Below are 24,200 nucleotides of genomic sequence, written 5' to 3'. Positions count from 1 at the left end.
TGACCACTCCTAATTCTGAATAGGCACTGCTTTACTTCCTAGATGCTCGATCAGCTCCGACATTTTCTTTTTTCCGTCCAACCGTTAGGCTATAGCTGCATGAATTCCGGATAGTGCTCCTTCAGGCCCTGCTTCAGCGCTTCGATGGGCTGCATTCCTGTGTCCGCCAGATTGCTTAGGGCGATTAACACAGAATCCGATTTCGCATCGCGAATCATCGTGCAGCTGTATCCAGACAAGCTGCCATTATGATAACGGATATGCGGACGCTCTTGATACACGACCCAGCCGTATCCATAGCTCCGTTCCTCATCAATGCGCACATGAGGCGTGAACATCGCTTTCAGCGATTCTTGATTTGCAGCTTGGCCTAAATGGAGCGCACGATCCCAGCGGTACAGATCCTCTACAGCCGAGTAAACAATACTGCCTGCACTATTATGGCTTGGAATATCTTCCTTCCATGCCGGCTCTCCTCTACTGTAGCCTAATCCTATATTCGCTTCATGGCGCAGCACATCCATACGACCGCCCGTTCTTATCATTCCAAATGGCGCGAACAGCTCCTTCTCGATAAATGCTTCATACGGCTGCCCCGACAGCCGCCCCACGATTAGTCCAAGCAGGGCATATCCGAAATTGCTGTAACGATATTCCCCCCTTGCACCTGCTGGCATGACGGTATGAAGGGCCAACGTATGCAGCGGTCTTCTATCCTCATTCACGTTCCAATCAATCAGAGCATCCTCATCTAAGCCTGAGGAATGGGTAAGCAGCTCGTGAATGGTCACATCTGCAAGTCCTTTACATTCAGGGACATATTTCGATAGCGTATCCTCTACGCGAAGCAGCCCTTTTTCCTGCAGCTTCAATATTGAGACAGCTGTAAACTGCTTGGCTATCGAAGCTATTTTAAATATCGTATCCTTATTTATGACCTGCCTTGTCTCAAAGTTCGCCAGGCCATAACCTTTACTGATTAGGATCTCATCATGTGACGCCAGTAAGATCGATCCATTATACCCATGCTGCTCCAATAATTGATCTGCCCATGCCGCCAGGTTCATTTCCCGCCATATCCCCTTCCTGTGCCATCACAGCGCGCTGGCTCGATAACATGAATGAATCGTAAGTATTACGTTATATCCACTTCGATACTATCGACGGTGTTTCCTTCATTTACTAACGATTAGACACAAAATCGCCTCCACAATGAGTATTGGGAGACGATTTAGGTGTGAGATATTAAGCTACAAGCTTTAGTCCAATAGCAGCACCAAGCACCATCGCAATAAAGACGATCCGTTTCCAATCGCGGGATTCACCATAGAAAAGCATTCCTAATATCGCTCCGCCAGATGCACCAATTCCTGTCCAAATGGCATATGCTGTCCCCATCGGCAGCGACTTCATGGCAATGGACAAGCAGATAAAGCTAGCGCTAAAGGCAAGCGACATATACAAAAATGATTGCCAATTGCGATCTTGGTTCAGCTTATTGATCATTGCCACGCCAAGCATCTCACAGATACCGGCTGCAATGAGACTTATCCATGCCATTACGATTCAGCTCCTTTCGCTTCCTTGTCCTTTGTAACCAGCTTCAGTCCTACAACCCCCATCAGCATAACAAGAATAAGCAGCACCTTAATCGCCTTGAACGGTTCGCCGAAGAATGCCATCTCCGCAAACACTGTACCTGCGGTCCCTAGTCCTACGAATACGGCATAGACCGTCCCTACCGGAAGCTGCTTGCCGGCCATAATCATCACATAGAAGCTGACAGCGATCGAAATGATCGTACCTCCCCATTCCCATACATTGCTGGCGTGCTTTAAACCAATTACCCAGAACACTTCGAAAAAAGCCGCCACAAACACATAAATCCAATGCTTATTCATCCTTCTCCACTCCCTTGCTGTTCTCTATCCACGCATAACCTCTATCTATCTGAACCATCAAATTCTGACATACCAAAAGCATCGTTAGTATTCTCTACAGCACGTACTTCCATATCTAATCTGGACAAATGTTTATGGCTCCATTGTTCGTGCAAGACTGCGCCAGAACATGCGCCAAGATGCATCAAAGCGCCGCTGAAATCTCTCTGGCCCCCCAAGCAGCATCTCAACGAGAATGCCATCTACAAGGCACATGTAGGATACCGTCATCATCCCTACATCCAGAGCGGCAATTTCTTTCCTTTCTATGCCCAACTGGAACACCTCTGAAAGCACCAGCTCCATTTGATCCAAATAACCATTCACCAACTCCATAACCCGCTCCTGCATCGCAACAGGCGGGAAGAACATCATTCTCAGCAGGAACTTCAAATGACTGGTTGTCTCGTAGCGCACTTCATATTGCCGAATCAGACCATACAGCGTATCTTCAACAGAGTGCGTCCGGCATGAATCAATGAACTGCTGCAATTGTCCCATCTCTACTTGAATGGCGCGCTGTATTGCACGTAAAAACAAATCATCTTTATTTTTGAAATGTGCATAGATGGAAGGGGTTTTAATGCCCACTTGCTCCGCTATATTGGCAAGAGACGCTCCTTCATAGCCATGCTCAGCAAAATGATTCAACGCTGCTTCAATAATTCGGTTAGCCGTCATCTTGTTCAGCTCCTTTACTAACTAACATTCGTTAGGCAACGTTTGCAACGAAGCCTTTGCGTACTTACCTTGATGCGAACAATTCCTAACTAATATTCGTTAGGCTCATTTTTTCACATCCTAGTCTTATTGTCAAGACTAGGAACCATGTCGCCATTATGTCCCTATGAATCTCTGCAGCGATACTTCCACAATCCATACAATTGCTTTTCCGCACACAAGCCGTTGGATTAGTAATCCACGGCTCGCGTGCAGTTATCAATTATATGCTATTACCTGCAAGCCATTTTCCTGCACTTCCCCCGCTCCACACCTCACCCGCTAAGCATACAGCGGAATGCACAACCCATTTATTCCACTGAGCATCTGCCCCAACAATTGTCGCCATCTCAGCGCTACATATGCGCCGGTGCCTGAATCCCCAGCTTCTCTAGACCTTCCTGAAGCACACGTGCAACGACAGCAACGATACGGAGCTTCATTTGGCGTTCAAGCGCATTCTCAACAAGGATTTGCTCCTGATGATAGAAGCGATTGAATTGCTTCGCTGCATCAAGAATATATCGCGCGAAGATGGAAGGCTCATTGCTTGCTAGCGCCTGCTGCAGCGAACGCTCGTATTTAGAAATGGACTTGATGCAAGCCCATGCCTCTGGGCTCATTTTCCAATTCCCTGCCGCTTCCGGTATCTGACGCAGATGAGCCATGCAACTGTCCGCACTGTTTCGAGCAGTCGCATTAATTTCAGAAGCAGAAGCGGAATCCGGTTGAGACTCCAAGCCCCCCTTCATAAGCAAGCTCTTAGCTCTAACAAGAGTAAACTGCACATAAGGGCCTGTTTCCCCTTCATAACGCAGCGCCTCCTCCAGGCTGAAATCGACGGACAACATGCGGCTGCTCTTCAAATCATCGAAGATAATCGCGCCAATGCCCACCTGAGATGCAACTGCTCCTTTATCCGGCAAGGATGGATTTTTGTCTTCAATGATTTGTAGCGCGCGATTCTCTGCCTCATTCAGCACCTCATCTAGAAAAATAACCTTCCCCTTTCGGGTCGACATCTTCTTCCCTTCAAATGTCATCAAGCCAAATGGCACATGCTCGCATTGCTCTGCCCATTCATATCCCATCTTGCCAAGCACGGCAAATACCTGTTGAAAATGAAGCTGCTGCTCTGCACCGACCACATAAATCAACTTGTCAGCCTTCATCACTTCCTTGCGGTAAATCGCAGTTGCCAAGTCACGAGTCGGGTAAATCGTTGTACCGTTTGACTTTAAAATAAGACATGGCGGCATGCCCTTATCTTCCAATCGAACAACCATTGCCCCATCGCTTTCCTCCAGCAAATCAAGCTCCTGCAATCGTGCCACCACTTGATCCATTTTATCATTGTAGAAGCTCTCCCCAAGGAAGTAGTCAAAACGAATCCCCAGCCGCTCGTACATCCGATTAAATTCAATCATGCTGGCGTCCACGAAGTACGTCCATAGCTGAACAGTCTCTGTATCTCCCGCTTCCAGCTTGCGGAACCATTCGCGTGCTTCATCTTCCAGTTCCGGCTGCTGTGCGGCCTCCTCATGAAACCTCACATACAGCTTCAAGCTTTCGCGGATTGGATCTTGGCGCAGCGTCTCATCATTGCCCCATAGCTTGTATGCTGTTATAAGCTTGCCGAATTGTGTCCCCCAATCCCCTAGATGATTCACCTTCACCACTTCATAACCGGCAGCCTCATACAGATGAGCGAGAGCATTGCCAATTACCGTAGAACGCAGATGACCGACGCTGAATGGCTTTGCAATATTCGGAGACGACATATCAATAACAACGCGCTGCCCTGAACCATCCGCCAGCCTCCCGAAAGTCGGCTCCAGCATGCGTCCAAGGCACGTCTCTCCATAGAAGTCCTTATCGAAAAATAAATTCACATACCCGCCTGATGCAACAGCATGTATTCGTGAGGCATCGCTATTTTGGTTGATACGTTCTACGAGCTCGCCTGCTATTTGCTGTGGAGCGCGTTTCCACTGCTTTGCGAGCGGGAAGCAAGGGAATGCCAGATCTCCCAATTCACTTTGCGGCGGTATTTCTAAGGCACGCTCGATATCGTATCCACTCATCTCTAACATTGGCTCTAATCGTTGTGCAGCGATCTGTTTTAACATAAGCTCATTCTCCTTCATTTTGATTAACATATTGCAACATAAGTCATGGGCATCGATTCAACTCTTAACACGACAAAAAGCCCCCGTCTGCAAAGAGACGGAGGCTTGAATCCGTGGTGCCACTCTTATTGATCCTACCGGAAGCAGTGTGCTTCAATAGGAATCCACTCCATAAATAACGGCTGTGCCGGGCTCTCCTACGGGCTCGTGTGAGGCAGTTCAAAGAGCCAACTCCCGGGTCCGCTTCCTCTTCATTCCGTATCGGCTTCCACCCTCCCGATTCGCTGCATTACGGAGCTTGCAGAGTACTCTCCCGTTCATCGTTGTTGCTTCCATTTTTCATTTCACACATTATATCCACAACATTCAGGAAAAATCAACCTCTTTTTGCCTATTTCTCAAAAAAGCGAGCGCGTTTGTACGTTCAACGAGATTGGAACGATATCTACAGCACCAACACCAATTTTGTCACTTCATCGTGTACTTGCGATCTTCCGTTCCATTAAATTCTATCGCAATCTTAGTGAAGGTGCGCTCAATAAATTGACACACATCCGTATAAATCTTAGGTTTGCCTGTTATATATCGGCGTTCGGGCGAACCATGATCACGTATGAGCAATTCGCTGATGATGCGAGCACTGCCCACACCGTTCGCCACATACTGCTTCACCGCCTCTTGTTCGGATGCAGTAAGACCATCATAGCTTACTTCCTGGATTTCCGCAGATTCTGTCCACGACCATAAATCAAATTCCTCAGGCATGGAAGCCAGCCTAGGATCAGCCTGCTGTGGAACAGCCTTAGATGGAGTTTGAGGAACAACAGGCCTGTGCTTCAACACGTTAAGCTGCCTGTCCAGCAAAGGAAGTCCCAGCGATAGCTGCTGCTTCATGTGCTCGGGTAAATCAGCATGTATCAATGAATCTGGTGCAGGCTGCCAATTACTTGCCAGCTTCACCAAGATTTCATCAAGCTCATAATCAATGGCATCGAACCCCTTTTTAATCACCGCAACGATGGCTGCATCAATGCCAAGATGCTCCTTCAGATGCTCAATGCCGAACTTTTTGATCTCGCCTGTCTTTCGATTTTTCACCTCGTGCTGGTAGCGTAGGGAACGGCCGCATTCGCATCGCAGCTCTGGACTTATCGTGCCTGCATCCTTATAACCGGTATAAATCCAATCATCAAGCAGCGCTTCAATGTCCTCTGGCTCGGCATTTGCTGGAACATGATGCCCTTTCTCCTTCGCCATCGCATTCGCGAACGCCGTACGGCGAGAACGAACGAGATAATGTGTCAGAAACTCCCGCTGCGTGTCATTGAGCTGTGATAACATTTCATCCCGTTCCTGGATCGTTAATATCATTCTTTCTCCTCCTCGGGCTTGCTCAACTCCATTCTATTGTACAGGATACGAAGTATAGAAAGAAACAGGCAAGACAGCAAAGAAGCTGTCCTGCAATCATCTATACGTTTCCGTACAAACTACAGGCAGCTTCTTTAGGGTTGGTAGAGAGCTGATCAATAAGGAGTGAGCAGATTACGCATCATATACAGACATAAGTTCGACTCTGTCCATTCAGCGCAAGCTTAGCCGAAGTTAAGATTAGGATGCATCAATTCGCTCCTGTGGGGCCTGAAAGCATTTTTTGCACACCTTGATCTGAACTCCGTTCGCCCTTGTCCGATTATATAACAGCTTAATACGTGTACTGGCGCAGACCGGACATGTCCCACGCCCACGTGAAGGCAGATTCCACAATGATTTGCCGCGTTTGTTCTTCGCCATTCCGTTCCCCTCATTTCCTATCATTTCATTCGTTCTCCTACCCTTATGAGCGGGCGAATAAAAATATGACTCATCAATGGCATACCAGCTCCTATCGAAAAAAATACCAATAAATGTATGTGCCAAGAAGGTTGTTTTCCTTCACCGCTTTCTCGACAACTCGTGGTATGATGGAAATGGTCAGATGATTTTGAACTTCGAAAGTGGATGGAAAGATGAAAGGAGTATGATTATGGCAATTCGCATTCTTACCGACAGTGCTGTAGACCTTCCTCAATCTGTTATAGATGAGCTAGGAATTACTGTCATGCCGCTAATCGTTACTATAGACAATGAACAATATGAGGATGGTGTAACCATTTCACCTAAGGCCATGTTCGATGGCATGCGTGAAGGCCGCATATATAAAACCTCGCAGCTCTCTATGGAGGTATTGCAGAAAACGTTCCGATCCATTGCGGAAGCGAACGATGAAGCTATCTATATTGCATTCTCTTCTGAGCTATCTGGCACCTATGCTTCGTCCCGCATTATGCACGATATGGTGCAAGATGATTTTCCAACTTTTACTTGCAGCATTATCGATACGAAATGTGCTTCCCTAGGATTTGGTCTCGTCGTTCGTCAGGCTGCCCTCTGGGCGCGCGAAGGCTTGTCTCGAGAAGAGATTGTTACACAGACACTGTCGCTTGCTCGGCAAATGGAGCATGTATTCACAGTCGACGACCTGCAATATCTGTATCGCGGCGGGCGCGTCAGCAAAACTTCAGCCGTCATCGGCGGCTTGCTCAATATTAAACCCGTGCTGGATGTTGAGGATGGTAAACTTATCCCCGTCGATAAAGTGCGCGGTAGAAAGAAATCCATTCAACGGCTTGTTGACCTCATGGAGGAGCGGGCAAATCTGAATGATAAACAGCAAGTAATCGGCATTGCTCATGGAGATGACGCAGAAGCGATGGAGCAATTGAAGGCTCTCATCCAAGAGCGCTTCGGCATGACGAATTTCCTTATTAGTTCAATAGGCTGTGCAGTAGGTGCACATTCCGGTCCCGGAACCTTGGCTCTCTTTTTCCAGAATAAGTCCTATTCTAAATAGTTGGTGCAGCTCTCACGATCTATTGACTTGAAATTGCGTAGAGCAGCACGCTTCTTGATGTATTTCCGTGCAACACAGAAGCCCTCAGAATCAGCATTACGGTCTGATCTTGAGGGCTTCTTTTTACTTCTTTTTACTTCTTTTTATGTCGTTCCTATTCTACCCGCGCGGCTCACATCCTTTTTGGAAGCTGGTTCTCCAAATCATTCCCGTCTACCTTGGACTTTTGAAGCAATTCTCCTTCCATGTATAAAAAAGCCCATTGGAATGATCCAATGGGCTTAACATCTATCCTATAAACAAGGACAGAACTTTCAACTTCCCATCTACAATTAGGAAGCTGCGGAATGACTAATCTCTTCTTCATCCTTCTGCAATTCACTTGTCGGTTGCTTCGTCCCATTGAACAGCAAATTTAAAACCATAGCAGTGAACGTTCCCGCTACGATTCCGTTGTCCGTCAAAATGCGCACCGTTGACGGCAAGCTTGCAAACAATTGAGGAACTACCGTTACTCCAAGCCCCATGCCGACCGAGCAGGCAATGATAAGCAGATTTTCATGGCGATTCATATCCACCTGTGAGCCGAGCATGCGCAGTCCGCTCGATACGACCATGCCGAACATGGCAACCATTGCACCGCCAAGCACCGATTTCGGAATAAGTGTTGTGAGAGCTGCAATTTTCGGAACGAGACCAAGCAGCATCAGCAAGCAGCCAGCTACGACGATGACATCTCGCGTTTTCACCCGGCTCATTTGGATAAGTCCTACATTTTGCGAATATGTGGTATAAGGGAACGCATTGAAAATCCCGCCAATTGTAATCGCCAAGCCTTCCGCACGATACCCTCGAGCCAAATCCTTGGAGTCTACATCACGGCCAACAATTTTGCCTAATGCCATGAACACGCCTGTCGACTCCGCAATGCCAACCATTGCAACGATAATCATCGTCAGAATGGCCGTCATGTTGAATTTCGGAACACCGAAATAAAATGGCTGAACCGCATGAAACCAAGATGCCTCTGCAACTGGCGTAAAATCAACCTGTCCCATAAAGGACGCAATTGTCGTTCCGATGACAAGACCCAGCAGAATAGATATGGCACGAATAAATCCGCCAGACAGCTTGTTCATAATGACAATGAACACAAGTACACCGAATCCGAGCAGTAAGTTCGTTGGACTTCCGAAATCTGGATTCCCTTGACCGCCGCCCAAATCATTGAACGCAACAGGAATCAGGGTTACTCCGATTATTGTGACGACCGAGCCCGTTACAACCGGAGGGAACAGCCGAATTAATTTGCCGAATAAACCACCGAATAAGATGACAAACAGCCCCATCGCTATGATAGCGCCGTAAATATAGGATATGCCGAAGTCCTTGCCGATTGCGATCATTGGCGTGACCGCCTGGAAGGCACAACCTAAGACGACAGGCATTCCAATACCGAACCACCGATTTGCAAATACTTGCAGCAAAGTAGCTATGCCGCACATGAACAAGTCAATCGCAACCAAATACGTAATTTGCTCTTGTGAGAATCCTAAGTTACCGCCCACAATGAGTGGAACAATAACGGCTCCGGCGTACATCGCCAATACATGCTGCAAGCCAAGTGAGAAGGTTTGCAGCGGATGCCGATTTTTCACAAATATGCGGTTGTCGATTTGACTCATTGCTGCACCGCCTCGGACTTCGCTTCTTCTACAGCTTCATTTACAAATGCAACACCGTCCGCAGACAATGACGCGATACGAGCAAGGGATTCTACACGATAGCCAGCATCGAGCAGCATTTGACGGCCTGGCTGGAACGACTTTTCAATTACAATCCCGAATCCAACGACACTAGCTCCCACCTGCTCGACGATGCGAGCCAAGCCAGAAGCCGCTTCGCCGTTCGCGAGGAAGTCATCAATGATCAGTACACGGTCATCAGCGGACAAGAAGCGCTTGGATACCGTTACTTCATTCGTCTCTTGCTTCGTGAAGGAATACACCTTCTCTACAATAATATCCTCACGCAGAGTGAGTGATTTTTGCTTGCGTGCAAAAATGAGCGGAACATTCAGTTCTAATGCTGTCATTAACCCTGGCGCAATCCCGGAAGATTCAATCGTGAGCACCTTCGTAATACGTTCCCCCGCATAGCGGCGGACGAATTCTTGTCCGATCGCCTGCATTAGCCCTGGATCCATTTGATGATTAAGGAAAGAGTCCACCTTCAATACATTGTTGCCCAACACTAGTCCCTCTTGCGTAATTTTATCCTGAAGCCGTTTCATGTTCAGTTCCCCTTTCGATGTGTGCAGCTGTGCATCTCTCTTTATTCTCATACGATAACAGCCCGGCTCCTGATCTACCTTCGGCATGAAGGTGATTGGAACCGGGCTGTGCGATAGTTGCATGCAATGACTGAATACAAACGGAATAGCCCTATATCCCATAAGCTCAATCAAGCAAGCATGCGATCGACTGTGAACCAAGTTTCCCCGCTGGCTGACAGCTGGATGAAACGGCCGCGCTGCAGCATACCCTATGGGCGATGTACAAGCCTGCTTCATATGATAGGCTGCGGCACGTTGGTTCCCCGTAGTCCAATCATTCCGGTGATTGGGTAGAAACATGCAGGCCAATTCCTGCACATATACGAGATGACGCTGCTTTATGATGTTAGCGGTAAGTATACCTCATTTTTTTATTGAAAGGAAGTAACAATTTCTGAAAATACGACAAATTCAGAGGGCTATTATCAGATGTTGTCGCCCCTTGTCTTCATTCGATGCTGACTGATAACATCTCCTAATTTCCACCTTAATCAAATAATGTCAGCTGCTCGGCCGGAAGCGGCGGATCCTCCATCCCTAGCATTCGCTTGAACTGCTTGCCATTGTGCGCTGCATCTCCGCCCGAATTATTGTTGAAAATGACCCAGCAGCGCTTCGTATCCTTCAGAAGCGACTGGACATGCCCCTTCCATTCCTGAAGCTCTTGTTCATTGTAGCGATACAAGTAGCGAACATCTCGCCAATTCGGTTGTCCGCTTGCATTCCAGCCAGATTCGTTGCGACCATGCATACGAACCATCGTGGCTCCCATCTGTGTCGGGACAAGCACTGTCGGCACGCTCCCCTCGCCAGCTTGCGGCTCATCACAGATGCTATGTATCCAGCCTTCCTCACGCATAAAGTCGAGTGTACGCTCTCGCATCGGTTCTGCAAACCAGCTCTGGTGTCTAAATTCCAAAGCGACAGGAATCCCCTCCATCCATTCTCGCGTTCGCCGTAAGATGTCAACATTTCGCCGATCACAATGGAACCAAGGCGGGTACTGGAACAACACCGTTCTAAGCCTTCCCCTCTCCAGAAGTGCATGGACGGATTGGCGAAATACTTCAAACATCTCCTTCGTGCTTGTGAAGGGATGCTTTCCTCGAGAATGGCCTGTCATGCCCTGATACGCCTTCACAATAAATCCGAAGCTGTCTGGTGTCTGCTTACTCCAGCCTTGCATCCGTTCAGGAGATGGAATGGCATAAAAGGAGCTGTCCAATTCAACGATGGAAAAATGCTTGGCATATTCCGTTAGCTTCTCATTGGCTCGTGTACCTGGCCCGTACAGTGCGTCCTGATCTCCCCAGCCTGCAAGCCCAATTTCGATTTGATAATGCTCCATATCCGACTCCTTTCGCATCAGATGCTACTGCCTATGTTGATTTACGACTCCATCTATGTATAAAGTACATATAAAGTACATTCTATATAACAAACTTAATTGAAGTGATTGGCCTCGCTGTTCCTAATCCCTTTTCCCTGGCTAAACGAAAGCAGCGAGGACTCTATCCATTGCCCCTATAATCCCCTTCTCTATTGTGCAATCTTTCGCATAGGATTTCAATTGTGTCCGCTCCTTTCGGAGAACAATTGCACACACTGAAGATGATGCTGCTTGTTTCTGTCTTCAAATAGGTTGATCATTGATTCAATAACGATAATTATGCTACTATATATTCGTTAGCACAATATTATCCATCACAAGATACTCGTTAGCATTTTATATGCGTATATCGCCTTGAAAGGATGACAATTACGATGACTATATCGATGACTGCAAGCGAAGCAATGCTTTCGCGCCATTCCGTACGTAAATACGTCCCAAATACTCCGATTGCTGCAACAGAATTGAACGAAATTTTGGAGTTGGCTGCTTCTGCTCCTTCTTCATGGAACCTGCAGCATTGGCGCTTCCTCGTCTTCCAACAGGAAGAAACAAAACAAAAGCTGCTTCCGATTTCGTACAATCAACAGCAAGTTGTGGACTGCTCAGCGGTGATTGCTGTACTTGGAGATACACAAGCGAACTTGATGGCTCCCGAATTGTACGGCGAGCAGCTTCAAGCAGGCAATATCACACAGCAAGTGCATGATACACTGGTGGGCAACATTAATCGCGCCTATGAATCATCTGCACAGCTTGGTACCGAAGAAGCGATTCGCAACGGTTCGCTTGCTTCCATGCAATTGATGCTGGCTGCAAAAGCCAAAGGATGGGACACTTGCCCGATGGGCGGCTTCAATAAGGAGCAGTTCGTTACAGAATTCAATATCCCATCCCGCTATGTGCCGGTCATGCTGATCACACTCGGCAAAGCTGCTGCTCCAGCGCATGCTACAAGCCGCCTGCCTCTGGAACGCACTGTATTTCATGAGACATTTCCAGCCAACCAATAAGCTAGCATGATTCATGCTTGCCTATCAACAATATGATTCGAAAGTAACAAAAGCGCCCATCCCTAGGATGAGGCGCTTTTGACGTCATTACATTGGATTCCAACGCATCTTCACTTCCAATTCACAGCACCGTGATTCCGAAGAATCCGTATTGAAAGTCAACTTGATACCATCAGGCGTAGACTTCACTTCCAGCCTCGATTGTACACCGATATCCCGAATTAAACGCGTTACTTCCGTTCTATTTCCCCGCTGTGCAGCATCCATAATAGCAGTCGCTAATGTTCTCGACTTCCTTAGGCGATCCAGCACGCGGACAGCCTGTTCTGCTAGAGAATGGGTACTATCTGCAGATGATACAAATTTACTCGAATCAACGGGTGGATACGTATCCGGAATGCGCTCACTCTTGCCTGCTACCGGACGGACAGGGGTTACTCGTACAATGGATTGGTTTGAGCCCACACGATACGTAATCCCCAGTTCATTGGACGACATCTTACACATCCCTCGTTTCTTGCGTAATCCGTACGAAGAGGTACTATGTCAGCCTATGTGAGGAGGACTTATTTCGTGTGCTCTTTTCATATTCTCACAGTATTAAAAGATGCTCCAATCATATCGCTCCGACAATGCGCCGAGCAAATGAACGCCTGCAACGCTATTTCCTTTCTTATTCAGGGCGGGACCTACCACTCCGATCCCCATCTTGCCTGGGATTACCGCAAGAATCCCCCCGGAAACTCCACTTTTGGCCGGTATCCCCACTTGAATTGCAAACTCTCCCGAGGCATTGTACATGCCGCATGTTACCATGAATGAATTCGCAATTTGTACATAATGCTTCGGAATATAGCAGCGCCCGTTCTGAGGATTGCAGCCTCCATTCGCCAAGACAAGCGCCATACGCGCAAGATGGTCTGTGTTGACCTCGATCGCACATTGGCGAAAATACACTTCGAGCGTATCCTCGACATCCGCTTGAAGAACACCATTATCCTTCAAAAAGTAAGCGAGCGAGCGGTTGCGATGGGCAGTATCTCTCTCCGATTGATACACCTCTTCATTCCATGTTATCGTTGGGTCATCTGCCAATTCACGGATGAATTCAAGCATGCGCATCGATTTTTCTTGCGGAGTTTCGCCTTCAATCAGCGAGGCGATCGCGATTGCTCCCGCATTAATGAACGGATTGAACGGCTTGCCCGGATCAACGAGCTCAAGCTTCAAGATCGAGTTGAAATCATCTCCAGTAGGCTCCATGCCTACCTTACTAAATACGCCTGCTTCACCACTATCGAGCAAAGCGAGGAGCAGTGAAAATACTTTGGATATACTTTGCATCGTAAACGTTAACTTGCAATCGCCTGCATGCACTTGTTCACCTTGAATACCGAACAAGGATATGCACAGCGCGTCCTTCGGAGCACTTGCAAGCCCGGGTATATAAGAAGCGACCTCTCCATCCTGTGATACAGTCCGGCTCTCCTCTACCCATTGAGGGAGCTCTCTTCTAAGTTGTTGCCAATAGGTCGTCATACCATGTACACCTTTCCTTCCTTCTATCCCAACATTGCAATGAACCTATCTGCATTGCTCTGCTTCAATATGTACGGTTATATCTATCGTTTCATAGATAACGAATTCACATGCGTCAAATGAGCTGCTCCTGAGTCTAGTTTGTCCAATTTTCACTTCTCATCGGGAGACTTCGTGACACCGGTCACCTTGCTTACGATTTGCGATTCATATTGGGCAAACGCGGGCACAACAGTCCACCCACGCTCCTCCATCATCATCTGCAGCCGGAGTTTCCGTTCATTCAGCTGCTTCCGAGTGTCGCCTATCCTTTGCTTATCTTCTGGATCACACGCTGCAAGAAGCTCCTCCAAACGTACGATTTCACGTCCAAGATATATAGGTTCAGGCAGCAGTCCAGCATTTTGCATCATCAAATATGCAGGCCGCAATTCCTCAGGAACATGGGTCAAATCTTTCAGATCTAATGGCCTCCCTTTGCCAGGCAGTTGATCAAATGCGCCTTCCTTCATCGCTTCTTGAATTTTCTGCTCTGCCATCCATCCGATGATGTCCATGATTACGCACCTCGCTCATCATTCGACTATAAATAACGAAGACATTCCATCTAATAGGATACCACTAATCGCCCCAGAATTTTAACTGGAAAATAAACAAAAAGAGCTTATCTCCCATCATAGGAGGCAAGCTCTTGTTCCCCTATACAGTTTGAGCCTCAGTTGAGGGCTCCTTGCGTTTTATGCCAATCCTCTTCATGTGTCAGCAAAAATTGCTCGGTCGTTAAGTAAAGCGAGATTGGCGGCTTCTCTTTTAAATAGTGGCGCTGCACGAGCAAGTCATAATGAACTTGGCGATTGCGCGTGCCCGAGAGTACGGGAAGATCATCATGTTCATCCAAATAATCATCCACCGCAGCCTGCACCATATCGAGATATATCGGAATATGCTTGTCTTTCTCATCAAATATTTCGTACGTATATTGGGACATATAAAATTTCTGATCCGATTCCCCGCCCAAGTAACGGCGCAGACGCTTCAAATCAATGCTGTGATCTGCTAGCATCAGTGTTGTGCGTTTGATTTCATTCGGCATATCTTTTTCGTATTGAAGCACCGCTCTGCGCACATCCTCCACAGTCACGTGCACCCTTTTACGTACCGATGGAGAAACCTGTTTGTTCCGTTTGAACCATTGTGTAATCCAACGCATATCAGATCCCACCTTTCTGCTTCCGGAAGTAGGGTACGGGAAGATGGAAGCAGGAGATATGTATCCGCTTACATCTCTATTATACCATATCTTTTCTTCATTCGATATATCCTTATATCTCGACATCCTTTACGTATAAATAACCATTTTCGTTCTCCTTTACTCATGTCCAGAAATCAAGTTGTCCATATGCCATCTATTGCATATTTCAAATTTTAATCTTTCTTATTCCACTCCACTTTAAGAAAGAAGGGCCATCCCTGCATGGCAATCACGATGATTGCGAGAGATGACCCTTTCCTACTTAAATGATCCTATTGAGGTATAATTGCATGTTGCGGGGAGTGGTAATGAACAAGCTTATGCTTCAGTTGATACGGCCGCTGCATGACGGGCACGAGCAAGCTTCGTTGCTTCTACCATGTTGCGCAATGCTGCTACTGTTTCAGGCTCGCGGCGAGTTTTCAGACCACAGTCCGGGTTAATCCAGAACGTCTCTACTGGAAGCACGCGCAGTGCCTGTTCGATGATTCGATCAATCTCTTCCACCGCTGGGACGCGGGGACTGTGAATGTCATAGACGCCAAGTCCGATGCCAAGCTCATAGCTTTGCTTCTCCAGCGTTCCAATCATATCGCCGCCGCTTCGTGCCGTTTCAAGTGAAATGACGTCCGCATCCATCTTGCGGATTGTGTCAACCATATCGGAGAAATCACAATAGCACATATGCGTATGCACTTGCGTTTCCGGCGCTGCTCCGCAGGTGGCAAGGCGGAACGCCAATACCGCCCAATCGGTGTAATAAACAGCATCCTCTGCCTTCAGCGGCATGCCTTCCTTTACCGCCGGCTCATCGACCTGGATCATGCCGATTCCGGCTTTCTCCAGCGCGGCAATCTCTTGGCGAAGCGCATAGGCCAGTTGGAACGCAGCTTGCTCACGCGGGATATCATCGCGGACAAAAGACCAGTTCAAGATTGTGACTGGGCCAGTAAGCATCCCTTTAACCGGTTGAGAAGTCAAGGATTGAGCAAATGCCGTTTCCTTCACTGTCATTGCCTCTGTAAACGCAACATCTCCATACAACACTGGCGGTTTCACACAGCGCGAACCGTAGGATTGAACCCATCCAAACTTTGTAAATGCGAACCCATCTAACTTTTCACCGAAATATTCGACCATATCTGTCCGTTCGAACTCGCCATGCACCAGAACGTCAATTCCGATCTCTTCTTGAATGCGGATCCATCGTGTCATTTCATCTTCTAAATACGTTTCGTATGTCTTTGCATCCCATTCGCCCTTGCGGAAACGAAGGCGAGCGCGGCGAATATCCGCAGTTTGCGGCATACTTCCGATCGTTGTTGTCGGTAGCAGCGGCAAGGAAGGCCAGCGCTTACGATGCAGCTCCTTGCGCTCTTCAAATGGAAGGCGTTCAATTCCTTTTTCTTTTTCTGTCCGAAGCAGCTCCTCCAAAGCCTGAACCACTTGCGGACGCTGTCTCGAAGGCTCATTGCGCCAAGCTTGAACGCGAGCGCCGCTGTCTGTGAGCACTGCGCGAGTCTCCTCGCTTGGGCTTGAGAAATGACGAGCAAGCGCAGCAGTCTCCTCCAGCTTCTCGTCTGCGAACGCCAAGGCTTCTCTAACAGGGGCTGGCAATTCAATCTCCCGCTTCGCAGTCAACGGTACATGCAGCAGGCTGCATGATGGCTGTACGATCCAGCGCTCCCTCGGGACAATACCTTCCACCGATTCGAGCCAAGCCGCTGCTGCGGCTAGATCCGTACGCCAAATATTACGGCCATCAATGATACCGATGGCAAGCTGCTTCTGTTCTGGGAATCCAAATTTACGCAGTGCTGCTTCATTTCTACCTTTATCATGAACAAAATCAAGACCGAGCGTATCTACCGGAAGCGACACGAACGATTCGTAATCTGATACTGCATCGAAGTATGTTTGCACCCATAGCGACAAGCTTGGAGCCGCCTTGCGAAGCTCAGCATATATTTCCTGCACTGCCGGCCAATGTTCGTGCGGCATCTCCAGAACGAATGCCGGCTCATCCAATTGAACGGTCTTCACGCCTTCCTGCTCCAATTCACTCAAAAGCTGTCCATATACTCCAGCGAATTGACGAAGTACATTCAAGCGTTCTTCCGGTTTAATCCCTTTAATAAAGCGGACATACGTATAGGGGCCGATGATGACTGGCTTTCCTTCAATGCCATGGGCTTGCTTAGCCCTGCGATATGCTTGCAGCGGGCGGTTGACCGTCAATTGCGGAGCCTTGCCCTCCCACTCTGGCACAATGTAGTGATAGTTCGTGTTGAACCACTTCGTCATCTCGCAAGCGACGGCATCCTGTGTGCCTCGAGCCAATGCGAACAGCAAATCCGCGCTTACTTCACCTCCATTGTAGGAGAACCGTGAAGGAATCAATCCGAAAGTAGCAGTCATATCAAGCACATGATCATACCAGGTGTAATCATTGACCGGAATCAGATCAATACCTGCCTCTTGCATCGTCTTCAGGCGAACGTCATTGATGCGTTCCAGCTCATCCTCCAATTGCTCCGCAGAGCTGTTGCCTGCCCAATACTGCTCCAATGCCTTTTTCCATTCCCGGTCGTATCCGATCCGAGGGTAACCTGCTGTGCTTGTCTTGATTGAATTGGCTGTCATCATACTGCCCCTCTCATGCGTAATTTTGCCGTACGGGATTAATTGGACAATTTCTATCGCTTAACACGGAATTAGAATTGCAGTCGAACTCACTACTCCACCTTATGAGACGTTTATGGATCGCCTTGTGCATTCATTACATCCTTAATATGCAAAAAAAGACATTCCTGTCCCATAACAGAAATGTCTCGTAAACGTCCATGAAGGCATAATGGAATAGATCGTTCCTTCCGGCTCATTAGCAAAAAACACCTCATGCTAAGAGGAATCGAAATGACGATATCCATGCTTACGAACACTTCCCTATCTCCCGTAGGTACGAACAGTGTTGTCAAAACAGGCAGGTCTCCTGGCTTCAGCTTCATTGGCCATTGCAGCCTTCCCGATTCCTTACAAACCAGTGGCTCTCTCGCAATACCTCAACTGTCACAGTGGCGGGACCGCGCCGGATTTCCAACCGGCTTCCCTATTAAGCTTCGACGTTACCCGAAGCACCTGTTTCCCATATTTAATTACATTGAAAGCCGCTTTCACACATCTTCCAATTGAGAACGATTATATATCTAACCAGAGCGATTGACAAGAATTTTTTCTCAGTTTCTATTCGAAAAAAATCCTAACCCCGCCCGCTTCATTTGTACATAAGCTCCCCTTACATACACAATAGGCGAGCCTCACGGCTCGCCTAACGATCATTGATGGGGTGATATGCTAGATGACCATCCCTTCATGTACGAAAACAATATCTTCGTCCTTCTCATCCAGCGTCAATTCGCGATTATCCAAGAACCATACATCATTTTGCTCCATAAAGAACGTAATGCCGTTCACGACTTCCGTCACTGCTGGATATTGCGGACTGTCTTTCATGATGCCGAATGAATAAGGCCCTGAAGCACTGAATCCGCTGTAGCGCACAAAGATGCGCACTTGATCTCCTGCTGTAAATCCCCAATCGGCCAAAAAACGCTCGACTGCCTTCGCTGTAACGCGTAATTGCATGCTCAGACCTCCTTAATCCAACCTATCATCATTTATGATCATACCACGCGCATATATCATTTGTTAACACCAAAGTGTTTGGTACGAACATGGTCTGCGACTTTTTCCGACTGTCCGCATTACGCAGATGTTGAGCATACAACATATGTCCGTTGTCGGCAATCATCCACTATAGCTCAGAAAAGCCTCTCCTTGAAATTACAGCTTGATCCGCTGAAGACGAAGCGCATTGAGCACGACCGAGACTGAACTGAACGCCATGGCCGCGCCTGCAAGCCATGGAGCAAGCAGACCGGATGCTGCAATCGGAATGCCGAGCGTATTGTAAATAAGCGCCCAGAACAAGTTTTGCTTAATATTGCGCATCGTCCGGCGGCTCATCTCCATCGCATCAGCAATCCCGTTCAAGTCGCCGCGCATCAAAGTTACACCTGCTGTCTCCATTGCTACATCCGTCCCTGTACCGATAGCGAAGCCAATGTCAGCCGCGGCAAGCGCAGGTGCGTCGTTGATGCCATCGCCTACCATGGCAACGACTGTGCCGTCCTGCTGCAGCTCACGAACATGCTGCGCTTTTTGTTCAGGCAGCACCTCTGCAAATACATCATCAATCCCGACTTGTGAAGCGATGGCTTTCGCTGTTCGAATGTTGTCCCCTGTCATCATCACTACTCGAATCCCCATCTGATGGAGCCGCTCAATCGCCTGCTTCGAGGAAGCCTTCACCTGATCAGCTACAGCAACAATCCCTCTCCACTTGCCATCAACCGCAATCAACATCGCCGTCTTGCCTGACTGTTCCATCTCCTGCAGTGCTGCTTCCGCGTTACTGCTTACGATTCCGTTCTTCTCCATCCATCTGCGCGTCCCGACAATGATGGATTGCCCATTTACTTGAGCCTCTATGCCATATCCAGGCTCAGCGCGGAATGAAGTCGGCTCAACCGTACTAATTCCTTGCTCGGACAGTCCCTTCACAATCGCTTGCGCAAGCGGATGCTCAGACTGCTTTTCGGCAGATGCAAGCAGGGTCAAAAGCTCTGCCTTCTCCTCTTCATTCACATCAGGAAGCACAACATCGGTAAGCGAAGGTGCCCCTTCTGTTACGGTACCCGTCTTATCGAGCACAACAGTCTGAACTCGATAAGCTCCCTCTAAGTGCTCGCCTCCACGGAATAGAACACCATATTCGGCCGCACGACCCGTACCAGCCATGATGGAAGTTGGTGTAGCCAGACCTAATGCGCATGGACAAGCAATGACGAGCACAGCGATGGTACGAGATAAGGCGATACCGAAGTTCCCGGGCTCAACTGCGAAGTACCATAGCAAAAACACAAGAACTGCAATCCCAACGACGATCGGTACGAAAATGCCTGAAATTTTATCCGCAATCCGCTGAATAGGAGCCTTGGAGCCCTGTGCTTCCTCGACGATTTTAATAATTTGCGACAGAGCCGTTTCGGAGCCTATCTGAGTCGCTTGCATCGTGAAGGCGCCTTGCGCATTCACTGTAGCACCATACACATTATCCCCAGCCTGCTTCTCCACAGGAACACTTTCCCCAGTCAGCATGGACTCATCTACGGTTGAAGTACCACTAACGACAACTCCATCTACTGGAACCTTCTCGCCTGGACGAACGAGCACGATGTCTCCACTCGCCACATCTTCCACTGGCACTTCTACTTGTTCGCCATTGCGCACAACCGTTGCCGTTTTAGCACGAAGTCCCATGAGAGCGCGAATTGCCTGAGAGGAGCGCCCTTTCGCAGAAGCCTCCAGCCATTTTCCAAGCAGAATAAGGGTAATGAGCACAGCGCTCGTTTCAAAGTACATTTCAGGATGATGAAGTTGGCCGATTTGCCATTGCCACGCCAAATACACACTGTACACATACGCAGAAGTCGTGCCGAGAGCAACCAGCACATCCATATTGGCACTGCCGCTGCGAAGCGCTTTGTACGCCCCCACATAGAACCGTGCACCAATGATAAATTGAACCGGCGCAGCTAGAATCATCTGCACCCAAGGGTGCATGAACCATTCCGGCACCCATATCCATGAAGTGAACGAAAAATGTCCTACCATCGACCATAGAAGCGGAATCGACAAAATAGCCGAGACAAGAAATGTGTTGCGCAGACGGCGCATATTCCGCTGGGTCGGCGACTCTTGTTCCCCTTCACCCTCTTCCTTCTTCAATCGGCCTGTATATCCAAGCTGGGCAATTTTATTCAAAATATCTTCTTGCTTTAATCCAATGTAAGTTATTTTTGCAGTCTCAGTCGCCAAGTTAACGGCAGCGCTCTGCACGCCCGGCAATCGATTCAGCCCCTTTTCAATTCGGGTTGAACAGGCGGCACAGGTCATGCCTTCAATTTGCAAATCCATTGTTTCAACCGGCACCTTATACCCCAGATGCTCAATCTTATCTACAACCTGCTGTAAGGATACAGCATCGCCGTCATACTGCACGGCTGCTCGTTCAGAAGCCAGATTTACTGCTGCTTCCTCTATGCCGTCCATGCGCTTCAAGCCTTTTTCAATCCGGGTTGCACACGCAGCACAGGTCATGCCTTCAATCGGCAACGTTGTATGCTTTTCTGCCATGGTCAAGTCCTCCCTACTCTCATAAATATACCCCTATACCCTATATCCAATTCCAAAAGAAAACTCCTCGTAAGGAGTATTCTCGGTTGAATGATTTCGGGCAGGATGAAAGCGCCGCGCCCTAATTATTAAACTACATCGTATCCTTGATCCTCAATTGCCTCGCGAATTTGTTCTGGCTTCACCTTGGACTCATCATACGATATCGTCACTTGCTTCGCTGCCAAATCAACTTGAGCTGAAGCTCCTGTACCTTCAACCGCACGTTCTACCGCTTGCTTGCAGTGCCCGCATGTCATGCCTTCTACTTTCCATGTTACGTTTGTCATCACGATTTCCTCCCCTTGCGGCTGTTGCTTTAGATTGGAACAACCATTATTATTTAAGTAATTTATGAATCGTTGTTAACAGTTCATCAATAACTTCCGGTTCACCATCTTGCAAGCGCTCAACGACACAACTCTTCATATGCCCTTCGAGCAGCAATCTTCCAACAGAATGAAGAGCCGACTGGATGGATGCGATTTGATTTAGTACATCATCACAGTAAGTATCTCGTTCAATCATGGATTTCACGCCCCGCACTTGACCTTCAATGCGATTCAATCGGTGAATCAGCTTCTTCTTCATTTCGTCAGAGTGATGGCTCTTCCTCTTGCCTTCTGTTGAATGGCATACCCCCCCATCCTCAATTGAGGAGCAACCATCATCTGATTCGAAAGCAGCGTCCAGTACGTCATCGACTTGTTTATCGATACGTTCGTTTGACATTTGTGTATCACCACCTCATGTATCCAATATACTATACCCCCCCACCCTATGCAAGCCTTTTTTCTCACTCTTTTTTTTAAACTGAATGGTACTTTTTGTAGCATGAAAATTAGGGTTGGTTATTTTTTCGGAAAATGGTTAAAATTTAAGTGGTTAGTCTGGCTTCTTGTCGCTGGTCAACACATGAATTTATCGTTTACTACTTAAGAGGAGGCAATACTTATTATGACTCAAATGACAAAAGTGTCCCGTGTCGCATTGATCGGATCGGGCTTTGTAGGCTCTAGCTACGCATTCGCATTATTCAATCAAGGCTTGGCCGCTGAGCTTGTCATCATCGACGCAAACCGCAAAAAAGCAGAGGGAGATGCGATGGACTTGAATCATGGACTTCCATTCGCATCCAATATGCGCATCTGGGCCGGAGACTACAGCGATTGCAAGGACGCGGACTTAGTTGTCATTACAGCAGGCGCGAACCAAGCTCCTGGCGAAACTCGACTTGATCTGATCGGCAAAAACGCGAACATCTTCAAATCGATCGTCACTTCCGTTATGGAAAGCGGCTTTGACGGATTGTTCCTCGTCGCGACGAACCCGGTCGATGTCCTTACATATGCAACCTGGAAATATTCTGGTCTGCCTGCGCACCGTGTCATCGGTTCAGGCACCATTTTAGATACAGCACGCCTTCGTTACTTGTTGGGTGAAAAGATCGGCGTCGATCCGCGCAACGTCCACGCTTATATCATGGGCGAACATGGAGACACTGAACTTCCTGTGTGGAGTAATGTCAGCATCGGCGGCCAACCGCTTGAGCACTATCGCAAGACACATGGCAATCCTACTCAAGAAGAATTGGATGAGATTTTCGTCAATGTGCGTGATGCGGCTTATCATATCATCGAACGCAAAGGTGCAACTTACTACGGAATTGCCATGGGATTGGCTCGCTTGACGAAGGCCATTCTGAAGAATGAGAACTCTGTATTGTCCGTATCTGGACTGCTTACTGGCCAGTACGGCTTGGACGATGTCTATATCGGGGTGCCGGCTGTCGTCAATCGTCAAGGTATCCGCGATATTTATGAGCTGCACTTGTCCGAAGAAGAGATGCAGAAGCTGCACCATTCCGCAAGCGTACTCAAACAAGCTATCTCTTCGGTGTTCCCAAAATAGCTTCTGATTCATCCTAATGAAAAAGGCGCACTCTTCTAAAGAGATGCGCCTTTCCTGTATTATGCATTTATGATCATGGTGCGCACTTGCTCTGGCAGCATTGCTGCCTCTTCTTTCGACAGAGCGGAAGTCATAACGGCTGGAAGAACCGTCACCTCGACATGAGCTGGGCGGATCCAATTGCCGTTCGCCTCCATCAGCTTGTACGAACCGGATATACGAACCGGCACAATAGGCACTCCTGACTTTGTAGCCACTCGGAAGCCGCCATTTTTGAACTCCCCGATTTGATCGCCCTTGCTGCGCGTTCCTTCAGGGAAAATAACAATAGGATGCCCGCTCCCTACAAGCTTGCCTGCTTCATTCAAGCTGTTCATCGCCTGGCGTACATTGCTCCGATCCACGAAAATGCAGCGCAAGTATTTCATCCATACGCGAATGAAGGGCAGCTTGGCTAACTCCGCTTTAGCCATCAGCGCCTTCGGCTTGCCGATATGTCCGAGCATGATCGGTACATCGAAATTCCCTTGATGATTGGCGATAAAGACTGCACCGCCTTCCGGAATATGTTCCAATCCACGTACTGTGACTTTCGCTCCAGCTACACGCAGTAAGGAACGTGCCCACCTTCCTACCTGTTTGGCTGTGTAAGCGTCCAGCTCTTCAAGTCGCCCTTGTCTGTACAGTCTATTCGCCTTCATCATACCTGGAATGATAAAAATTAAATAAAGCCAAAAATAAATAAACCAAATGATTGTTCGTATGAATTTCATGCTGTAAT

The 24,200-nt window shown here is 48.0% G+C and carries 23 protein-coding genes, 2 riboswitches and 1 other annotated feature; of the genes, 3 read left to right on the top strand and 20 right to left on the bottom strand.

Translation table 11 applies throughout. The features are described 5' to 3' along the window. Window positions 1-89: 89 nt before the first annotated feature. The 7 genes from NO352_RS06035 to NO352_RS06005 all read right to left on the bottom strand — a co-directional run bounded on the left by NO352_RS06035 (window position 90) and on the right by NO352_RS06005 (window position 6,583). Window positions 90-1,067, bottom strand: a complete 978-nt coding sequence (locus NO352_RS06035) for a serine hydrolase domain-containing protein (protein ID WP_289355062.1) — start codon at window positions 1,065-1,067, stop codon at window positions 90-92. Between the two features lie 178 nt (window positions 1,068-1,245). Further along, window positions 1,246-1,560 (bottom strand): DMT family transporter, encoded by a 315-nt coding sequence (locus tag NO352_RS06030; RefSeq protein WP_268623158.1) that lies wholly within the window; start codon window positions 1,558-1,560, stop codon window positions 1,246-1,248. After that, a complete protein-coding gene (locus tag NO352_RS06025) occupies window positions 1,560-1,901 on the bottom strand; it encodes a DMT family transporter (RefSeq protein ID WP_005550434.1) in 342 nt (113 codons plus the stop codon). Before NO352_RS06025 ends, NO352_RS06030 begins: the two co-directional genes overlap by 1 nt. A gap of 132 nt (window positions 1,902-2,033) precedes the next feature. Further along, the gene (locus NO352_RS06020; RefSeq protein ID WP_289355061.1) at window positions 2,034-2,621 is read right to left on the bottom strand and encodes a TetR/AcrR family transcriptional regulator; all 588 of its coding nucleotides are present in this window, start codon (window positions 2,619-2,621) and stop codon (window positions 2,034-2,036) included. 395 nt (window positions 2,622-3,016) lie between these two features. Further along, on the bottom strand, window positions 3,017-4,789 hold the full coding sequence (argS, locus tag NO352_RS06015) for an arginine--tRNA ligase (protein ID WP_289355060.1): 1,773 nt from the start codon (window positions 4,787-4,789) through the stop codon (window positions 3,017-3,019). A 90-nt stretch (window positions 4,790-4,879) separates the two neighbouring features. Beyond that, window positions 4,880-5,119 (bottom strand) — a binding site (T-box leader). A gap of 138 nt (window positions 5,120-5,257) precedes the next feature. Continuing rightward, window positions 5,258-6,160 (bottom strand): DUF3895 domain-containing protein, encoded by a 903-nt coding sequence (locus tag NO352_RS06010; RefSeq protein ID WP_268623156.1) that lies wholly within the window; start codon window positions 6,158-6,160, stop codon window positions 5,258-5,260. Between the two features lie 240 nt (window positions 6,161-6,400). Next, on the bottom strand, window positions 6,401-6,583 hold the full coding sequence (locus NO352_RS06005) for a hypothetical protein (RefSeq protein ID WP_040736741.1): 183 nt from the start codon (window positions 6,581-6,583) through the stop codon (window positions 6,401-6,403). Window positions 6,584-6,815: 232 nt separating this feature from the next. Here NO352_RS06005 and NO352_RS06000 point away from each other — a divergent pair, with 232 nt between their 5' ends. Next, window positions 6,816-7,682, top strand: a complete 867-nt coding sequence (locus tag NO352_RS06000) for a DegV family protein (protein ID WP_289355059.1) — start codon at window positions 6,816-6,818, stop codon at window positions 7,680-7,682. Window positions 7,683-8,014: 332 nt separating this feature from the next. On the opposite strand, the gene NO352_RS05995 is transcribed toward NO352_RS06000, so the two are convergent. From NO352_RS05995 to NO352_RS05985, 3 genes are all read right to left on the bottom strand, one after another. Next, window positions 8,015-9,367: a nucleobase:cation symporter-2 family protein gene (locus NO352_RS05995; protein ID WP_216633901.1), complete on the bottom strand. Its 1,353-nt coding sequence runs from the start codon at window positions 9,365-9,367 to the stop codon at window positions 8,015-8,017. Then, window positions 9,364-9,975, bottom strand: a complete 612-nt coding sequence (locus tag NO352_RS05990; RefSeq protein WP_171417678.1) for a xanthine phosphoribosyltransferase — start codon at window positions 9,973-9,975, stop codon at window positions 9,364-9,366. Before NO352_RS05990 ends, NO352_RS05995 begins: the two co-directional genes overlap by 4 nt. Window positions 9,976-10,263: 288 nt before the next feature. Next, a riboswitch (purine riboswitch) is annotated at window positions 10,264-10,363 on the bottom strand. Between the two features lie 141 nt (window positions 10,364-10,504). Then, window positions 10,505-11,365, bottom strand: a complete 861-nt coding sequence (locus NO352_RS05985) for a DUF72 domain-containing protein (protein WP_289355058.1) — start codon at window positions 11,363-11,365, stop codon at window positions 10,505-10,507. 416 nt (window positions 11,366-11,781) lie between these two features. On the opposite strand from NO352_RS05985, the gene NO352_RS05980 reads away from it, so the two are divergent. Then, a complete protein-coding gene (locus NO352_RS05980) occupies window positions 11,782-12,420 on the top strand; it encodes a nitroreductase family protein (RefSeq protein WP_005550450.1) in 639 nt (212 codons plus the stop codon). Between the two features lie 87 nt (window positions 12,421-12,507). Here the strand turns inward: NO352_RS05980 and NO352_RS05975 are convergent, their stop codons facing one another. The 9 genes from NO352_RS05975 to NO352_RS05935 form a co-directional block, all read right to left on the bottom strand. Beyond that, entirely contained in the window at window positions 12,508-12,918 is a 411-nt protein-coding gene (locus tag NO352_RS05975) for a YuzC family spore coat inner layer protein (protein WP_005550453.1), read from the bottom strand. A 102-nt stretch (window positions 12,919-13,020) separates the two neighbouring features. Continuing rightward, window positions 13,021-13,959, bottom strand: coding sequence for a glutaminase A (gene glsA, locus NO352_RS05970; protein WP_005550454.1), 939 nt, complete (start codon window positions 13,957-13,959; stop codon window positions 13,021-13,023). Window positions 13,960-14,111: 152 nt separating this feature from the next. Further along, window positions 14,112-14,516 (bottom strand): DnaJ family domain-containing protein, encoded by a 405-nt coding sequence (locus NO352_RS05965; RefSeq protein WP_005550455.1) that lies wholly within the window; start codon window positions 14,514-14,516, stop codon window positions 14,112-14,114. Window positions 14,517-14,674: 158 nt separating this feature from the next. Beyond that, the gene (locus NO352_RS05960) at window positions 14,675-15,169 is read right to left on the bottom strand and encodes a DUF3939 domain-containing protein (RefSeq protein ID WP_005550456.1); all 495 of its coding nucleotides are present in this window, start codon (window positions 15,167-15,169) and stop codon (window positions 14,675-14,677) included. A 360-nt stretch (window positions 15,170-15,529) separates the two neighbouring features. Continuing rightward, window positions 15,530-17,854, bottom strand: a complete 2,325-nt coding sequence (metE, locus tag NO352_RS05955; RefSeq protein ID WP_289355179.1) for a 5-methyltetrahydropteroyltriglutamate--homocysteine S-methyltransferase — start codon at window positions 17,852-17,854, stop codon at window positions 15,530-15,532. Between the two features lie 322 nt (window positions 17,855-18,176). After that, window positions 18,177-18,368: riboswitch (cobalamin riboswitch) on the bottom strand. Window positions 18,369-18,565: 197 nt separating this feature from the next. Beyond that, a complete protein-coding gene (locus tag NO352_RS05950) occupies window positions 18,566-18,856 on the bottom strand; it encodes a HesB/YadR/YfhF family protein (RefSeq protein WP_005550460.1) in 291 nt (96 codons plus the stop codon). A 198-nt stretch (window positions 18,857-19,054) separates the two neighbouring features. Then, complete coding sequence (locus tag NO352_RS05945; protein WP_005550462.1) at window positions 19,055-21,469, bottom strand: heavy metal translocating P-type ATPase; 2,415 nt, start codon at window positions 21,467-21,469, stop codon at window positions 19,055-19,057. A 128-nt stretch (window positions 21,470-21,597) separates the two neighbouring features. Beyond that, on the bottom strand, window positions 21,598-21,798 hold the full coding sequence (locus NO352_RS05940; RefSeq protein WP_005550463.1) for a cation transporter: 201 nt from the start codon (window positions 21,796-21,798) through the stop codon (window positions 21,598-21,600). A gap of 49 nt (window positions 21,799-21,847) precedes the next feature. Beyond that, complete coding sequence (locus NO352_RS05935) at window positions 21,848-22,240, bottom strand: metal-sensitive transcriptional regulator (RefSeq protein ID WP_268623151.1); 393 nt, start codon at window positions 22,238-22,240, stop codon at window positions 21,848-21,850. Between the two features lie 225 nt (window positions 22,241-22,465). Here NO352_RS05935 and NO352_RS05930 point away from each other — a divergent pair, with 225 nt between their 5' ends. Then, window positions 22,466-23,419 carry an L-lactate dehydrogenase gene (locus tag NO352_RS05930; protein ID WP_005550466.1) on the top strand — a complete coding sequence of 318 codons (954 nt, stop codon included), beginning with the start codon at window positions 22,466-22,468 and terminating at the stop codon, window positions 23,417-23,419. Window positions 23,420-23,478: 59 nt separating this feature from the next. Here the strand turns inward: NO352_RS05930 and NO352_RS05925 are convergent, their stop codons facing one another. Beyond that, window positions 23,479-24,192 carry a lysophospholipid acyltransferase family protein gene (locus tag NO352_RS05925; protein ID WP_289355057.1) on the bottom strand — a complete coding sequence of 238 codons (714 nt, stop codon included), beginning with the start codon at window positions 24,190-24,192 and terminating at the stop codon, window positions 23,479-23,481. Window positions 24,193-24,200: the final 8 nt, after the last annotated feature.

The organism is Paenibacillus sp. S-12, from assembly GCF_030363895.1.
In the GTDB taxonomy this organism is placed as follows: Bacteria; Bacillota; Bacilli; order Paenibacillales; family Paenibacillaceae; genus Paenibacillus_B; species Paenibacillus_B alvei.
Note: the sequence above shows the minus strand (reverse complement) of the source record. Positions and strands in the feature narration are given on the sequence as shown.

Excerpts from the sequence above, each read along its gene's own strand:
- NO352_RS06005 (WP_040736741.1), bottom strand. The coding sequence starts at position 6,583 with ATGGCGAAGAACAAACGCGGCAAATCATTGTGGAATCTGCCTTCACGT.
- NO352_RS06020 (WP_289355061.1), bottom strand. The coding sequence starts at position 2,621 with ATGACGGCTAACCGAATTATTGAAGCAGCGTTGAATCATTTTGCTGAG.
- NO352_RS05940 (WP_005550463.1), bottom strand. The coding sequence starts at position 21,798 with ATGACAAACGTAACATGGAAAGTAGAAGGCATGACATGCGGGCACTGC.
- NO352_RS06025 (WP_005550434.1), bottom strand. The coding sequence starts at position 1,901 with ATGAATAAGCATTGGATTTATGTGTTTGTGGCGGCTTTTTTCGAAGTG.
- NO352_RS05935 (WP_268623151.1), bottom strand. The coding sequence starts at position 22,240 with ATGTCAAACGAACGTATCGATAAACAAGTCGATGACGTACTGGACGCT.
- NO352_RS05975 (WP_005550453.1), bottom strand. The coding sequence starts at position 12,918 with ATGTCGTCCAATGAACTGGGGATTACGTATCGTGTGGGCTCAAACCAA.
- NO352_RS05990 (WP_171417678.1), bottom strand. The coding sequence starts at position 9,975 with ATGAAACGGCTTCAGGATAAAATTACGCAAGAGGGACTAGTGTTGGGC.
- NO352_RS05985 (WP_289355058.1), bottom strand. The coding sequence starts at position 11,365 with ATGGAGCATTATCAAATCGAAATTGGGCTTGCAGGCTGGGGAGATCAG.
- NO352_RS05950 (WP_005550460.1), bottom strand. The coding sequence starts at position 18,856 with ATGCAATTACGCGTTACAGCGAAGGCAGTCGAGCGTTTTTTGGCCGAT.
- NO352_RS06000 (WP_289355059.1), top strand. The coding sequence starts at position 6,816 with ATGGCAATTCGCATTCTTACCGACAGTGCTGTAGACCTTCCTCAATCT.
- NO352_RS05930 (WP_005550466.1), top strand. The coding sequence starts at position 22,466 with ATGACTCAAATGACAAAAGTGTCCCGTGTCGCATTGATCGGATCGGGC.
- NO352_RS05960 (WP_005550456.1), bottom strand. The coding sequence starts at position 15,169 with ATGCGTTGGATTACACAATGGTTCAAACGGAACAAACAGGTTTCTCCA.
- NO352_RS06030 (WP_268623158.1), bottom strand. The coding sequence starts at position 1,560 with ATGGCATGGATAAGTCTCATTGCAGCCGGTATCTGTGAGATGCTTGGC.
- NO352_RS06035 (WP_289355062.1), bottom strand. The coding sequence starts at position 1,067 with ATGAACCTGGCGGCATGGGCAGATCAATTATTGGAGCAGCATGGGTAT.
- NO352_RS05965 (WP_005550455.1), bottom strand. The coding sequence starts at position 14,516 with ATGGACATCATCGGATGGATGGCAGAGCAGAAAATTCAAGAAGCGATG.
- glsA (WP_005550454.1), bottom strand. The coding sequence starts at position 13,959 with ATGACGACCTATTGGCAACAACTTAGAAGAGAGCTCCCTCAATGGGTA.
- NO352_RS05925 (WP_289355057.1), bottom strand. The coding sequence starts at position 24,192 with ATGAAATTCATACGAACAATCATTTGGTTTATTTATTTTTGGCTTTAT.
- NO352_RS05995 (WP_216633901.1), bottom strand. The coding sequence starts at position 9,367 with ATGAGTCAAATCGACAACCGCATATTTGTGAAAAATCGGCATCCGCTG.
- NO352_RS06010 (WP_268623156.1), bottom strand. The coding sequence starts at position 6,160 with ATGATATTAACGATCCAGGAACGGGATGAAATGTTATCACAGCTCAAT.
- argS (WP_289355060.1), bottom strand. The coding sequence starts at position 4,789 with ATGTTAAAACAGATCGCTGCACAACGATTAGAGCCAATGTTAGAGATG.
- NO352_RS05945 (WP_005550462.1), bottom strand. The coding sequence starts at position 21,469 with ATGGCAGAAAAGCATACAACGTTGCCGATTGAAGGCATGACCTGTGCT.
- metE (WP_289355179.1), bottom strand. The coding sequence starts at position 17,854 with ATGACAGCCAATTCAATCAAGACAAGCACAGCAGGTTACCCTCGGATC.
- NO352_RS05980 (WP_005550450.1), top strand. The coding sequence starts at position 11,782 with ATGACTATATCGATGACTGCAAGCGAAGCAATGCTTTCGCGCCATTCC.